The organism is Geodermatophilus obscurus (assembly GCF_900143215.1).
In the GTDB taxonomy this organism is placed as follows: Bacteria; Actinomycetota; Actinomycetes; order Mycobacteriales; family Geodermatophilaceae; genus Geodermatophilus; species Geodermatophilus obscurus_A.
This window is the reverse complement of record NZ_FRDM01000001.1, coordinates 371004-385496: the sequence shown is the minus strand read 5'-3', so window position 1 is coordinate 385496 and position 14493 is coordinate 371004. Positions and strand designations below refer to the sequence as shown.

At 73.6% G+C, this 14493-nt stretch carries 13 protein-coding genes; all 13 read right to left on the bottom strand.

Going from position 1 to position 14493, the window contains the following annotated elements; all coding sequences use genetic code 11:
• Positions 1–2: 2 nt before the first annotated feature.
• The 13 genes from BUB17_RS02050 to BUB17_RS01980 all read right to left on the bottom strand — a co-directional run bounded on the left by BUB17_RS02050 (position 3) and on the right by BUB17_RS01980 (position 13773).
• Positions 3–299: a hypothetical protein gene (locus tag BUB17_RS02050; protein ID WP_072912246.1), complete on the bottom strand. Its 297-nt coding sequence runs from the start codon at positions 297–299 to the stop codon at positions 3–5.
• Positions 296–889, bottom strand: a complete 594-nt coding sequence (locus tag BUB17_RS02045; RefSeq protein ID WP_072912243.1) for a hypothetical protein — start codon at positions 887–889, stop codon at positions 296–298. The genes BUB17_RS02050 and BUB17_RS02045 overlap by 4 nt, the downstream gene beginning before the upstream one ends.
• Positions 886–1458, bottom strand: a complete 573-nt coding sequence (locus BUB17_RS02040) for a hypothetical protein (protein WP_072912240.1) — start codon at positions 1456–1458, stop codon at positions 886–888. Before BUB17_RS02040 ends, BUB17_RS02045 begins: the two co-directional genes overlap by 4 nt.
• A complete protein-coding gene (locus tag BUB17_RS02035; RefSeq protein ID WP_072912237.1) occupies positions 1455–3365 on the bottom strand; it encodes a type IV secretory system conjugative DNA transfer family protein in 1911 nt (636 codons plus the stop codon). The genes BUB17_RS02040 and BUB17_RS02035 overlap by 4 nt, the downstream gene beginning before the upstream one ends.
• 58 nt (positions 3366–3423) lie before the next feature.
• Positions 3424–4584 carry a M23 family metallopeptidase gene (locus BUB17_RS02030; RefSeq protein WP_072912235.1) on the bottom strand — a complete coding sequence of 387 codons (1161 nt, stop codon included), beginning with the start codon at positions 4582–4584 and terminating at the stop codon, positions 3424–3426.
• The gene (locus BUB17_RS02025) at positions 4581–6089 is read right to left on the bottom strand and encodes an ATP-binding protein (protein WP_072912232.1); all 1509 of its coding nucleotides are present in this window, start codon (positions 6087–6089) and stop codon (positions 4581–4583) included. The genes BUB17_RS02030 and BUB17_RS02025 overlap by 4 nt, the downstream gene beginning before the upstream one ends.
• A complete protein-coding gene (locus BUB17_RS02020) occupies positions 6086–7600 on the bottom strand; it encodes an SCO6880 family protein (protein ID WP_208983286.1) in 1515 nt (504 codons plus the stop codon). Before BUB17_RS02020 ends, BUB17_RS02025 begins: the two co-directional genes overlap by 4 nt.
• Positions 7597–9213 carry a hypothetical protein gene (locus tag BUB17_RS02015; RefSeq protein WP_141242859.1) on the bottom strand — a complete coding sequence of 539 codons (1617 nt, stop codon included), beginning with the start codon at positions 9211–9213 and terminating at the stop codon, positions 7597–7599. The genes BUB17_RS02020 and BUB17_RS02015 overlap by 4 nt, the downstream gene beginning before the upstream one ends.
• Positions 9214–9241: 28 nt before the next feature.
• Positions 9242–10051 (bottom strand): hypothetical protein, encoded by an 810-nt coding sequence (locus tag BUB17_RS02010; protein ID WP_072912657.1) that lies wholly within the window; start codon positions 10049–10051, stop codon positions 9242–9244.
• Entirely contained in the window at positions 10051–10434 is a 384-nt protein-coding gene (locus BUB17_RS02005; protein ID WP_072912227.1) for a hypothetical protein, read from the bottom strand. The genes BUB17_RS02010 and BUB17_RS02005 overlap by 1 nt, the downstream gene beginning before the upstream one ends.
• Positions 10431–11306: a hypothetical protein gene (locus BUB17_RS02000; RefSeq protein WP_072912224.1), complete on the bottom strand. Its 876-nt coding sequence runs from the start codon at positions 11304–11306 to the stop codon at positions 10431–10433. Before BUB17_RS02000 ends, BUB17_RS02005 begins: the two co-directional genes overlap by 4 nt.
• Positions 11307–12224: 918 nt before the next feature.
• Positions 12225–12926 (bottom strand): EcsC family protein, encoded by a 702-nt coding sequence (locus BUB17_RS01985; protein ID WP_083605911.1) that lies wholly within the window; start codon positions 12924–12926, stop codon positions 12225–12227.
• Positions 12927–13092: 166 nt separating this feature from the next.
• Positions 13093–13773 (bottom strand): hypothetical protein, encoded by a 681-nt coding sequence (locus BUB17_RS01980; RefSeq protein WP_083605910.1) that lies wholly within the window; start codon positions 13771–13773, stop codon positions 13093–13095.
• Between the last annotated feature and the right edge of the window lie 720 nt (positions 13774–14493).

Genomic DNA, 14493 nt, shown 5'->3' with positions numbered 1-14493 from the left:
TCTCAGCCCAGTCGTCGCAGGGCGTGCCGGGCGGCGCGGGCGGCGTCGAGCACCGTAGGGCTGGCGAAGGTCGCCTCGTCCAGCAGGCCGAGTGCACCCATGGCGGCCCGGACGCTGGCCCGCGGGTCGCCGTCGATTAGCGGTGTCAGCTCGGTGCGGGCGCCGGCGAGCTCGAGCAGTTCGGCGGCGTAGAGGCACTCCAGGGCGATGTCGGCGGGCACTTGTTCCCGGTCGGCGCCGACGGCATCGAGGAGCGAGGCGGCATAGCTGAGCGGGTCGCTGGCCACGTCGGCGGTCATGACGGTCTCCTGTCCTGAAGATGGGCTGTGTCGAGGCTGAGTCGGTGCGGCCGACCGGGTGGGATGCCACGGGACATCTGTGGACGCCCAGGCCCGTTGTGGACGATCGGGGCCCCCGCGGCGGTCGATGTGAGGCCACCGGTAGGGCTGGGCGCCGGCAGCGCGTCCGGGCAGTCGTCGAGCAGTCGCCAGTGCAGCTCCCGAGCGGGGTGACGGACGGGCAACGGTGCTGCGGCGGCCAGCGCGGGCAGCCGGGCGGCGATGTCGTAGTCGCCGGCCGCGGCCCGGGTAAGCGCGGCGGCCAGCGGCGGCCAGTCCGGGCCGCGCACCAGGCGGGCATCGATGCTGGCGACGAGCTCCGACCAGGTCGACTCGGCTGCCCTGTCGTCGGCGTCGTCCGGTTCGCTCTCCAGGTCGGCAGCGAATTGGAGAATGCGGGTGGCGATCGCGCGTCGGCGTTCGGGCGTGTCGGCGTCGCACCAGGCTGCCAGCAGGTCGGGGGTCTGCCGCGTCATCCAGCGGCGGCTGACGCGCACGCCGTCGAGTAGCGACATCCAGTCCCCGCGGCTGTGCGCGGCCGGACGGCTCATGGCCTGCCAATCCCGCTGTCGGTCGGCTCTGGCTCGCTCCCGGCGGCCGGGGTCCGGCGGAGGTCGCCGTCGAACAGCGCTCGCCGCGCTTCGGTGGCCTTCTGGCTGTCGTAGTCGGCGGCCCGGGAGCGGGCGGGCCAGTCGGTGTGCCGGCCGGGTGGACAACCCGTACCGAGTCGGTCGCTCATCCGGGCGTGGAAGGTCGGCAGCGCGTAGCGGTGCCACTCCTCCAGCCCGTGCGGGGTCAGGGCCGCGGCGGCGGTGATGCGCAGGCAGGCGAGCACGGCGACCTCCTGGACGAGGTGTGGGTGTCTGGCCCAGCAGGACGGGATGGCCTGCGTGGTCTGCCAGGCGTAGGTGTGGTTGAGCCAGGCCGCGACGTCGTCCAGCCACGGCCACAACTGCTGCCGTACGAACGGCGAGCAGCTGGCCGGGTCCCAGGGCCGGTCCAGCAGCGGCAGACCGGTGGGCTCGAGGCCGGCTTCCTCGGCCAGCCGGAGCTGTTCGAGGGCGCGGCGCACCTCCTGCGGCGGCTTGGGAAACGGGACGACGAGCGGGGAGCCGGTCATCGCACGTCCTGTCCGGTCGGCGCGAGGCCGGCGCTGGCTGCCGCGTCGTGAGCGAGGGCGGTGCGTTCGGCCGGACGTGAGGTGTCGGCGCGGGCGGCGGCGACGCGGTCGCGGGCGGCGGCTTGGGCGGCCAGGAGCGCAGCGCCGTGGCGGCCGGTGAGGCAGCGGGTGAGACGGGCGATCAGCGGTGCAGCGTTCTCGGCGACAACCAGCGCCCGACCGGGCGGCAGCTGTCGGATCTCCTCCGGTCGCAGCACCGGCACGGTCTCGCCGTGAGTGGACCGGCCCCACCCGGGTCCGCGGTAGTGGTAGGAGGTGCGCCGCACCCGGGTGCTGCCGAGCAGCTCGGAGAGCTCGCGGTAGAAGCCGCCGTCCTTGCCGCCGCCGAAGGCGACGATCACGTTGGTGAGTCCGAACAGGGCGCGGGCCTCGTCCTCGCCGTAGACGAGTACCAGCTGCCGCCAGGTCTGGGCGGCGTAGAGGAAGCTGACCCCGAGGGCACGGTCGTTGGCCATCCGGGTGCGCAGGGTCGGCAGCGGCGCGGTGGAGGGCAGCTCGTCCAGGCAGGCCAGCAGCGGCGGGCACAGCCGCCCGGTGGGCATGGCGGCGGCCAGCTGCAGGGCGGTGTCGAGGACGTGCTCGGCCAGCGCGGTCATCAGCGGCGACGCCGAGGCGTAGGGGTCTTCCCGGCCGAGCAGGTAGACGGTGCCGCCGGCGGACAGCAGCGCCGGGATGTCGGTGGCCCGCCGGCCGGGTCCGGGCACGCAGCGGCGGCGGATGTCGGCCTGGAAGAACAGCGCCAGAGCCTGCTGCACGGTCGTCGTCGTGTTGCCGGCCGTGCGCGGGTCACCGTGCAGGGCGCCGTGCAGCAGCCCGTCCCAGAACGGTGCGGCGTGCGGATGGGCGCGCAGGATGTCGGCCGGCTGGCTGGCCGCCTGGGGATGGGCGGCCCACTCGAGGACGTGCTCGAGGCTGCGGCCGGTCAGCGCGGCTGCGTGCAGGTAGGCCTGCAGCACCTTGGCCGCCTCGAACGCGTAGAACCGCGCCGCGCTGTCGCTGCTGCCGCCGGTGACCGCGCCAGTCACGGTGCCGGCGGTGAAGGCTTTGGCGCGGCGCTCGGCGAGCATCGGGTCGACGCAGCCGGCGACCGGGTCCCACACCAGCTCCGGCAGGCCGGGCACCGCACCGAAGGGGTCGAGCACGGCGACCGGGCGGTCGCCGTGCTCGCGGGCGTCGATGGTGAGCAGCAGGTCCTCGGCCTTGGTCAGGGTCACCAGCGCCGGGCCGGGCGTGTCGAGCAGCGCGGGGGCGAGCAGGTCGAGGGTCTTGCCGGAGCCCTGGGGTCCGTAGACGCCGGTGGTGCGGTCGAAGGGCACCCACAGCTGTCCGGCAGCAGGGACGGCGGCGTGGCCCAGCCGCCAGCCCACCTCCCGCTCGACCGGCGGGCATACTCCGCGTCGGTGGGCTCGGGGCAGGTCCGGGCGGATGATGGGGGCGGCCTGGCGCAGTCGGGCGGAGCCGAGGACCTCGGCGACCTGGCCGCGGGTGGCCATGCCCGCTCCCCCGCCGAGGAATCGGTGCACGGCCCACGCCGCTCCCCCGCTGCCGATCAGGAACAGCACGAGGACGGTGATGACGGCGGCGTACACGGCGCCCGTCCCGGGCAGCGCTGCGCTCTGCATGTGGTCAAGGCCCGCGGCCGCATCGCCGGTGAGCAGCCCGCCGACGGCGGCGACCAGGGCCGACAATCCGCTCGGCCACACCCAGCCGCCGCCGGTCAGCAGCGCCGCGATGGCTCGACCGGCCGGCAGCAGCAGTGCGCCGGCGGTCAGCCACACCAGGACGGCGGCGGCCGGAATCTCCCAGGTAGCCGGGCCGACGTCGGGCCGCGGGCGGCCGGCGCTCACCGCCGACCTCCAGGATCTGCAGCGTTCATGGCTTCTCCTCGGGTGGAGGCATGGGAGTTCATGCCGGGTTGGGGGCGTGCAGGTCGACGCCGCGGTCGGTCAGCCACGGGACGGGGTCGACCGGGGTGCCGTCGATGCGGACCTCGAAGTGCAGGTGGACGCCGGTGCTGTTGCCGGTGGAGCCCTGGAAGCCGATCAGCGTCCCGGCGCTGACGTGCTGGCCGGCGGTGACGGTGTAGGCCGACAGGTGGCCGTAGCGGGTGGTCACGCCGCCGCCGTGGTCGAGCTCGACGAGGTTGCCGTAGCCGCCCAGGTGCAGGCCGCCGTCGCGGTCGCAGTAGGCGCTGGTGCACTCGGCGCGGAGCACGGCGCCGTCAGCGGCGGCGTAGACGGGGGTGTCGCGAGGGCCGGCGAGATCGACCCCGGCGTGCAGGGCGCCCCACCGGGACCCGTAGCCGGAGGTGACCGTGCCCGCGGTGGGCCGGATCCACGACCCGGCGGCCACCAGCAGGCCCGGGCACACGCCGGACGCCGCCCCGGACGGGTCGGCCGTGGCGGCCTGCGCCGCCGGCCACAGCAGAGCGGTCAGCTCGCGGGCCAGTGGCTCCCAGCGGGCGTAGGCGCCGCCGGCCGCCGAGACCTGCACGGCCTGTGCTGCCCGGGTGAGCGGCATCGTCTGCCAGTTCGGCACCTCGACCAGCCGGGCGTAGAAGGCCTCGGCGGCATAGACGGGGTCCATGAGCTGAGCGACGGTGCCCCAGCCGGCGATCCACCGCTGCTGGAAGGTGTTGACGCTGTCGTGGTCGGAGCCGAGCCCGTCGTTCGCGAACTGCAGGCTGGTCGCGGTGACCGCGGCCTGCTCGGCCGTGAGGGCGGGGCTGCTGCCGTCGTTGGCCAGCATCCGGATCCGGGATTCTTGGTAGGCGGTTGCCAGCGCCACGGTGGCCGCGTACGGGGCGAGCCCTCGCCGGACGGCGACGGTGACGATGGTCTGTGCGTGGCCCATCTGGACGGCGTCCAGCTCGATGCCGGCGACGGTGGCGCCGGTGCCGCCGACCGAACAGGCCGCCGACGTCGCGGCCTCCGGAGCAGCGAGAACCGCGAGCGGAATCAGCAGCAGGGTGAGCGCGGCCAGCACCGGTAGCGCAATCGGTCCAGCGGCCTTCCACAGCCACGCCCGCGCATACGACTGCGCGGCGCGCGTCACCGTCCCGCTCACGCCGGCCGCCCGGCAGTGAGGGCCTCGTTGGTGTAGGTCAGGCGTAGCTCGGGCTCGGTGAGGACGGTCTGCACCTTGAACGCCCGGTCCCCGACCAGCCACAGCGCTCGGCCCTTGCCGGCGACCGCCCAGCCGGTGACCACCCGTTGCGCGATGGGTGTCAGGCCAAGCAGGCTGCCGAGCTCGTCGCCAACGGCCTGATCCTGGCCGTGCAGCACCTTGACGTCACACAGGTGCAGCAGGTCGCGGGCGATGGCGACCGCCTGCGAGGTCGCGTCTCCGGCGGTGAGCATGTCCGAGGGCTTGTGGGCCAGCAGGATCTGTACGTCGGCGTCGCGGCGGGACAGGCGCAGGTTCGCGTCCAGGCTCTTCATCGCCTCGGCCCCGAGGCGCATCTGCCGCCAGGTCTCGTCGCGGACGACGATGCGCAGGTCGCCGCGGTCGGCGATCTCCCGCATCGCCTGCCCCCAGGAGTTCAGGCAGGTCAGTGCGATGCCGACGGCCTGGTCGCCGAGCGGTTCCAGGCGGGACAGGGACAGCGACTGGATGGGGGCGCGCCAGTCCACGGCGATGGTGGTGTGGTCGTCGAACAGCCCGGCCAGGGAGCCCTTGACGAGGGAGCCGAGGGCGTCGCGCAGGGTGCGGGTGGCGTCGAGGAAGTGTCGTCGGTCGGCATAGCGGCAGCCGGTGACCAGCTCCTCGGTGGGCTCGTCGAGCGCGTGCCACAGCCGCGGCACGGTGGGCTCGCTCAGCCGGGTGGCGCCGGCGCGGTAGCCGGTGAGCAGCCGCAGCGCCTCCCCCACGGCGGTCTCCTCCACCGGGCCGAACGGCACCGCCTGGGAGCCGACCAGGCCGCGCAGCAGCACCAGCCAGCGGGCGAACACGAGCGCCTCGCGGCGCCGGGCCTCGGCGGCGTCCAGCCGGTCCCAGCCGTGCCCGAGCGGGCCGAAGGCCAACGGGTTGACCCGGGCCGGCAGGCCGTGACCGATGACGAACGGCTCGACACCGAGTGCTCTGCAGAGAGGTTCGTACTCGTCCTTGGTGTCGCCCAGGACCAGGGTGCGGTAGCCGTAGCCGAGCATCCGCAGCGCGAAGGCCTTGACCGTCGCCGACTTGCCGCGGCCGGGCTTGCCGAAGACGACGACGTTGGGATTGGTGACCGGGATGTCGTCGTCGGTCACCCAGCCGACCGGATCGCAGTAGAAGGCCCCGCCCGAGAGCAGGTCCAGTCCCATCTGCGCACCCGTGGGCGGCAGGCCGCTGGTGGCGATCAGCGGCCACACCACCGGGGTCTGCTCCGAGGTCATCCGCCACACCGAGAGAGGCGCCGGTGCCGTCGCGCGGCCCCGGCCGCGTCCGCGCGGTCCGCGGCGGGGCACCAGGGTGGTGAACGGGCCGCGCTCCCGTCGCGCCGTCTCGGCGGCGGGGACGGCGGGCAGCCGGTGGCCGAAGTCGTCGAGCAGGACGGCGACGTCCCGGCCCCGGCGGGAGCCGCGGCGGCTCACCGCCGACTCCGCCGGTCGGGCAGCCCGACGCCCAGCGGGATGGCGGCGGCGGCGAAGCCGGAGTCCTGCGCCAGGTCCAGTCGCAGCGGCACGTAGCCGGCGGCGCGGATGGAGGCGTCCAGCCGCCGGCCGTGCTCGGCCACCGGCCAAGTGGCGGGCACGGTGACGCAGGCGGCGACGGCGGGGCGGACCAGGGCGCGGCCGGCGGCGAGCTTCTCGTCGGCGGCGCCGATCCGCTCGGTGTCGCGGCGCTGCCGGGCCCGCTGCCGAAAGCCCATCCGGGCGCGCAGCTCGTTGCCGGTGGTGGCGCTCATGTCCTCCCGGCCGACCAACCGGGTGGCCCGGTCCAGCGGCAACGGGGCGAGGAACACCGTCAGGCAGCGCCGCTCCCCCGCCACCGTCGGCACCAGCACCGGAGCTAGCGCGCCGAGCACCGCGCCGGAGTCGGGCAGCAGGACCGTGTCGGTCACCGACGCCCACGCGTCGTGCCCGTAGTGCCGCACCTCGGCCCTGGCCTGGGTGGGCCCGGCGGCGGCCATCGGTACCCCGGTCGCCAGCGCGCCACCGTCGGCGGCGGCCAGGTCGGCGGCGACCAGCTGGCCGCGGTCGCCGGGAGCGAAGCCGGTGCGGACCGCGGCGGCGAGGCCGGCGGAGTCCAGCCAGGTCACCGCGGTGCAGCCGACCGATCCGCGGAGCGCGGCCTCGACCTCGCCCATCACGCCGTGCAGCACGCGGGCTCGGCCGTCCACCCCGCCGCCGGCCTCTCGGGCCGCGCGGGCGATCCGGCCCTCCCCGACGACGATGGTGACGTAAGTCTCGGTGCGCACCGCGGCCGGGGTGAGGGTGGCGCCCAGCAGCGCGTTCACCCGGGCGGCCAGGGGTGCGGCGTCGGTGCGGGTGTGGGCGCGCTCCCAGGCGGCGCGCTCGGTGCCGTCGTCGGGCACGGTGCGCACCTGGAGGGCCAGGACGTCGACCAGCTCGGTGCGCGCGGCCAGTTCGCACAGCTCGGCCAGGCCTGCGCCCATCCGGTTGCGCTCGTCCGGCTCGGCCAGTCCGATACCGGGATGGGCGATCCGCGCCACGGCCGCCCACGTCCGCGCGGCGCAGTTCTGCACGATGGCCGGCCGGGTGAACAGGGGCCCAAACGGCGGCCCGTCGTGCGTGCGGATACCGGCCAGCACCCCGGGCAGGTCCGCCTCGGTCATGTCCTCGGTAGCTCCTGCCGCGGCCCGGGAGCCGAACACCGTCCACCCCATGAGTGCTCCGATCGCGTGCAGGAACAGGTCGATCAGCCAGCGGCCGGCCGAGCGGCCCCGGACGGGCAGCAGCAGCACGACGGCCAGCAGCGCCCACACCGGTAACCAGACGATGAACAGGCCCCAGGCCTGCGCGTTCAGGGCCAGCAGCGCCGGCACCCCGGCGAGGGTCACCAGACCCAGCTGGGCGCCGGTCATCCCGAGGAACCAGCCGGAGACGTCCTTGGCGTAGTCGCCGTAGCGGGCGGCGCTCACCGCACACCGCCGTCGCCGTCGTCCTCGGCCCGCGGCCCCCGAGGAGCCGGCGGATCGACCCCGCCGAACTCGCCGGGTGCCGTGCCGTCGATCTGCTGCGCGGGCCAGGCCACGGCGACCGGGCCGTCGTCACCCTCGACGGCGCTGCCATGCGGATTCGGTCCCCTGGGACCCGAGGGCGAGGGGCGGGCGCCGTCTTCCTGGCGGGTCGGCCGTCCGAGCCGGGACGTCCGCGGCACCCCCGAGCCGGACCCCCGACCGCCCGGAGAAGCCCCGTTCGATGCCGGCTGCCCGTAGTAGGGCGCGGAGTGGCCGACGCCGGCGCCGGAGAGCACGTCGGCGGCCGAGGCGGCCACCCCGGCGGCCAGCCGACCGGCCGTGGCGGTGCCGGCGGTGAGCGTATGCAGCGCGCCGGCGAAGCGTCCACTGGTCGCGGTGTCTGCGGTCGACTCGCCCTGCGCGCGGTCCCCGGTCAGCTGCGCCGCCGCGCCGGAAGCGGCCACGCCACCGGAGCCAGCGGCAGCTGCGACCGCCGCGCCCCGACCACCTGCACCGCCTAGGTTGCCCAGCGCGCCCATGATCCCGCCGGAGGCGGCCAACGAGGAGCGCAGCGCCGCCCCGCTGGACGTGCCGGGGTCGACGAAGGCCAGGAGCCGGAACAGCGCCAGCGGGCAGATCGCGCCGAGCAGGATCAGCAGGCAGCCGACCACCGCCATGCCGACCGCGGCCTCGGTGCTGGTTTCCTCGGCGCCGGTGACGATGCCCTCGGTGACGGTCACCCCGACGCCGAGGACGAGCACGGCCACCGGGGAGACCAGCAGCGCGGCCAGGAACCAGCGCAGGCTGCGCCAGAACCAGGCGCTCGAGGTCTGCGCCAGCAGCCCGCCGGCCGAGATGGCCGAGGTCGCGGTCAGCACGATCAGCGCCGCCTCGCGGACCAGCATCAGCAGCAGGTAGCCGACGCTGGCCGGCACGAGCAGAAAGATCGAGGAGACACCGAGGACGGTGGCGACCGTGCCGTCGACCAGGTCGCGGCCCACGCTGATCGAGGGGTCGAAGGCGGCCATCGTGTCGATGCCCAGCAGGCTGCGCAGCAGGGCGGTGGTCAGCCCGGAGACGCCGGTGACCAGCAGCGCCGCCACGGCGACGTAGCCGGCCCAGACCAGCCCGAACTGCACCAGCCCGACCAGCAACCGCCCGAGGGTTTGCCCATCCCGGCGCACCGCTGCCACACCGAGCTGCAGCATCGCCATCAGTGCCGCGACGGTGGCGCCGATCCCGAAGGTCACCGGATAGACCCCGGCCAGCGGGCCGTCGGCGGACAGGTCGGGCGTGGCGAGTACGTCGATGACCGAGAAGGCCAGGCCCAGCAGCCACAGCCCGGCCCCCCACAGCGACAACATGGCGCTGATCCACACATCGGCGACCACGGCGCCGGCGGCCTCGCCGAGCACGCAGAACGGATTGAGCGGCGGGCACGACAGCACCCCGTCGTCGGCGGCCGGCTCCGCCGGAAAGGCCAGCACCGTGGAGTCGGCCGACGCCGGGGAGGCAGTGACCACCCAGACGAGTGCGGTCAGGGTGAAGACAACGACCAGCACACGCGGCGGCATCGGTCCGCCACGCCCTTCGAGGGAGCGCCTAGACATAGCGCAACTCCCGGTAGCCGGCCGCGACCGCGGCCTCGGTTCCCGGCCAGACTGACGGCGCAGGGGCTGGCTCCGGCCCGGGCCCGATCAGCCACCGGTCGCCGGTCCAAACCATGCGCTGGCAGTCGGCGATCGCAATCCGAGAGGTCTGTTCCACGGTGACGGTGAACTCGAAGTCCACGCACACCACCGCGAAGTCCGGGCCCACCGTGCCCTTGACCAACCCCATCAGCGGGCGGACCACCATGGCCAGCTGCGGCGACCCGGGGCTCGACAGGCCGGCCGCCGAGAGCAGGCGCGCCATCCCGTTGACGCCCGACCACGTCTCGGGGGTGGGGCCGCCCGGCGCGACCCACTCGGCGATGACCTGGCGCACGCCGTCGACCGATCCGCTCTCCATCGCGGTCACATCGATCGCCGCCAGCTGCGCCAGCGCCCCCGCGGGAGTGTGCGGGAAGCCGGTGGGCACGTCTGCCGGACCGACGCCGGTGGGCCGTGGCAGCTCGATCACGCCGGCGGCCTCGGTCGCCAGCGGGCCGGGCAGCGCGGCGTCCGGCTCGGCGGGCGGCATGGGAGCGGAGGCCAGCGCATCCTGCCGTGACATCTCCGTCGCCGGGGCCGCGGCCGGCGGTGCGGTGTCCGTTGGGCCGGGTTCGTCGCCGGTGAGCGTTGCGATGGCGGCGAGTACCAGTCCGCCCAGAACCCCCAGCTCCACCAGCGCGCTGACTACGAGAAGCGTCAGCAGCCGAGCCGGGCCCCACTCCGCGGTGCCGCTCCCCTGATGCCTCTGACGGCGGTTCATCAGGTGCACCCGCTGCCGGTGATCGAGTCGAGGATGGTCAGGATCACCGTGTACGTGATGGCCACCATCACCACCACCGCGACGCCCATCGCCCCATACCGGGACGCGTGCGGATGGGAGAAGATCCGCCCGACCAGGATCGACCCGAGCGACATCACTGCGCCGATGCCGATCAGCGCCAGCACGCCCCACTTCACCCACGCGGTCACGTCATCGGCGAAGGTCTGCATCCCCGGCGGGGCCTCCGGGCAGACCGCCGCCGCGATCTCCATCGTCGCCGCAGACGCCGGCCCGGCGCCCAGCACCAGCACCCCGGCGAGGACGAGCGCGACGGTCGAGGTCGCCCGTAGCGCCGTAGGCGCGGATCGGCGCCCGCTCGTCATCGGGTCTGCTCCACCGGGCCGGTCCGGGACTGCACCGTTCGGCGCTGATGCTGGGGCCGCGGACCCCCGGCCGGGAGCAGAAGCGCGGCCAGCGACCGGCCGGCAGCTGTCAAGCGCCTCGACAGCCGGTCACCGGTCAGCCCGGCGGTCACCAGTTTCCGGTCGACCGGGACCCGGACCACTCGCCCTCGCGACCGAAGGTCACCCAGTCGAGGTCCGCAGCTGGCCTGCACCGCCCGCGGCCAGCGCGCCGGGCCGACCGCTGCGACCACCGGATTGCCGTCGACGGCGGCCAGTACGTGCTCGGTCTGCCGAACGGCAGGCACCGTCACCCGTGTGACGACGACGACCTCTACGTTCCGGCTGAGAGGACCCGGTGAACCGAGCCACGCGTGGGTCAACGACCAGCCGGCGTCGACCACCAGCAGATGGTCAGCATCGTCGGTCCCCGGGGGCGGCGGAAGCTCGCCGTCGTGCGGGCGGAGGGCGCGACGGAAGACATCGAGCCGACCGCGCCGGCCGCGTCGCCACCCGGCGCCGTCCGTGTCCAGCTCGATGGTTGAGGCCGCAGCCAGCCCCGACTGAACCGGCTCGGCGTAGTCGAGCAATTGCACCCGTTGGCGCTCCGCCAGCCCCTCAGCGACCACCAACGCCACCGTCGAGGCGCCGGCCCCGGCGTGACCGGCAACGACCAGGACGACGTCGCCACCGACGTCGCCTGCTGCCCATGGCGTCGGACCGGCATCTGGCCGACATGTGCTGGCGACGACCGCCGCGTCGAATACCTGGATGCAGCCGACGTCATCGGTGACCTCGTCGAAGATCCCAGCGCGGATCGCGATGACGGCCGCGCGCATCGCCTCGACCGTCATGGGCCGGTCCCCCTGGGGACGCACGGGGCCGGCGATCACCAACGACGACGACGGCGCGTCGCGGCTCGTTCGGCCGCTCCTCGATCCCCGACGGGGGGCGGTGGGCTGCATGCGCCGACCGTGCCGCTCCGACCTCCGGTAATCCTCCAGTCAGCTACGCACAGGGGTCTCCTGCCTAGCCGGGTGCGTGGTTGTACTGCGAGCGACGACGGACGGCGTCGGCACCGCCGGACTACCGGAGACTTACGGGGGACTCGAGCGAGGCGCCGGCTGCGACCAGGCACGACTGACCCACGCGGGCATCCGCGCCGGGCAGGACTTGCTTGCTGCGCTCGATCACCGTCATCTGCACGGCCACCGGCCAGCTACAGGCAGCGGTGCTCTCCGCGGTGGTGGACCGTCCCCGGTCAGCATGAGCGCGAGTTGATGAAGAAGAGGGCGCGGACGACTAAATTTAGGGAGGCTGCTGCCGCGGCCAGCAGGCCAATCGGCGGAAGAAGGGCTCCGCCGGCGGGCGCGCGCCGGCGTTCGACTCCGGCCGCTACCGGCAGCGGCATGCCGTCGAATGCGGCATCAACCTGCACGAACAGAACCGCGGCTTCGCCACCCGCTACGACGAGCTCGCCGTCCGCTATGAGGCCACAGTCCAGGTCAGCGATATCGACATCTGGCTGCGCGACCTTGCAAACAGGGCCTAGAGGAATGGGCTGAGCACGGCCCACCCGATCGCGTCGGGGACGTCGCGGAGGAGGCTAAAGCGCTGCTGCTTGTACCGCAGCTTCCATCGCTCGACTGCCTCCTCCGGAGTCCGACCGTATGCGACGAGCTCTCCGTCCGACGCTCGGTGCAACGGCAAGAACCGGACTGCGGTAACGCTTATCTCCCGCCGGCGGCCGAATGGCATGGCAGACCTCCTTGTCAGATCGTGGGGAAGTTGCTCTTCGCGTAGGTCGCCACGGTGCGCATCCCCACCGCGTTCACCGTCGCGCCGACGCCGCCGCCCACGAACGGCACAAGCTTGCCGAGGTTGACGACTCCCTTGGTGCCGGTCTTCGTGATGAGCCGGAAGCCGACCTTCTTGTTGATCTCGATGAGTGCCTTGCCGGGCAACTTCTTGAGGGCGGCCATCGCGGTCTTGGTGCCCAACTCGACGCCGGCCTTGGACGCCGCGGCCACACCCCCCGCACCCAGCAGCGACAGCAGCACCACGCTGCGGACTTCGTCGGACTCGATGTCGTACCCGCGGAGGTGCGCGACGGCGGCCGCGCATCGGCCGGCGTAGGCGTAGAACGTCGCGACGTCGGTCGGGATCGCAACCGGCAGCAAGGCGATGCCGCCGAGCCCGGTGGCGAACCCCGTTGCCGTGACGACCCGTGCATGCGTGGCGATGACCTTCGCGACGGCCACCTCGACGTCGACGTGGTGCGCCCGATGCTCCTCGGCGATCTCGCGGGCGCCCTTGAACCGGCCGGCGCCATCTACACCGACGGAGAGGATGTTCGTGACCAGCTTCTCCGCGAGCTCGGCCACCTTCCGGTTGTCCTCGGCCGGGACGACCTCGCCCACCGGCTGCTCGGCGGTGCGGTCCTCGACCACCTCGCTTCTGCGGATCAGCTGCATCGTTCTTCCTCCCGTGTCAGTGACGCCATGGTTCGTCACCGGCGGCGGGACCCACGGGACCGTGGCGCCGACGCCACCGCAGGAATCGACCCCTCTCACTGCCGTCCCAGACGCCTCGCCGGCAGCCGTGGGACGCGTCCAGTGCGGCGCCCTGGGCGAGACGCGACTAACCGCGTCCGCTCTGGAACCGCCAGATGCGGTGATCCAAGCCGCGGAGGTCGACGTCCAGCCTGGCGGCGACGGCCGTGACCAGAGCCGCCGCCTCGGTCGGCGTTGGGGGCCGCCCGATGGCGCGCTCGACGAATCGAGTGATCATCCGGTCGGGCTTCACTTCTTGCACGCCGGCGAGCAGCCGGAGGTAGCGCCACGAGATGCCTGACCCTTGGCCGGGGACGGCGCGCCAAGCCCGTTCGCCGGCTGAGGTCGTGGGCTCGACGGCGCCGCGAAGGTCGGCCGCCGACTCCACGCCAGCCGCGACGAGCGCCCGAGCGCACAGCAGCACCGCCTCCGCTTTCAGGATCCCGCCCCGCGTCGACGTCCGGTGCCTGTTGTCCATCACGGCGGAGAAGGCGTCCGGGCCGCCGGTCCGCTCGATTGCGACGATCAAGTTGCCGGCACCATCGACGTCCGGGTCGCTTCCCTCCTCGGCGCGAAGGGCGCGATACCGCCGGACGACGCGCCGGACCCCGCCGTAGCGCACGCCCATGGACCAGACGGCATCGATGATGCAGAGCCCCAGTCCGTCCGGGTAACCCTCTGGGGGCGTCCAACTGTCGGCCGGGCCGAGCAACTGCTCGCACTGCACCGCCAGTCTTGTGACGTCCTCATCGGCAGGCATGATCGCCATACAAGCACCCCGCCGATGCTCCGCTGCCTGCCGTTCCGGTCAGGGATGACGTCCAAGCGTGTGCAGCAGGCGATTGTGGGTGTCCAGCCAGCTGCGCAGTTGCGGGTGGACGAAGCTGACGACGTCGAGCAGGTCTCGGTGTAGCGGTCGTTCAGCGGCTCGGTCAGCAGCGGCTCGTGGTGGGCCACGCGGTTGCGCAGCACGTGCAGCCGGGCGACCGGAACTTCCAGCAGGCGCCGATCAGATCCGGGTAAGTACGGGAAGGCGGGTCGCAGCGCCGGCCACAGGCTGGCGGTGTAGCGGCGAGCGAGCAGAAATCGCCAGAATCCGAACCCCAACTCGGCGACGATCTTGCCGGGCAGCAGCGGGGCGCCGGCCCGCTGCAGCCGCTGCTTGGCTCGACTGAGGTCGTCGCGGGCGTACTGTGCGAGCTCCTGAGCTGGGTCGTCGTACCACTGCCCCGCGCGACCCAGCCGCTGGTGGCGGGCGGTCAGGGCGTCGTGCAGGGCGTTGCGCAGCACAACCTCGACGTGGCTAAGCACCTCCCACAGGGCGCCGGCGACCGCCGCGTTCCAGAGGTAGAGCTCGACCGCACGGTCCAAGTCGCCACCGGTGGCGCGCACGTAGGTGGCCAGGCGCGGCGCGGACAGGTGCCGTTGGATGAGCAGCGCGGTCGCTGAGGGCTCGCCTGTCGCGCCCGGCGTGGAACCGCCGCCGCTG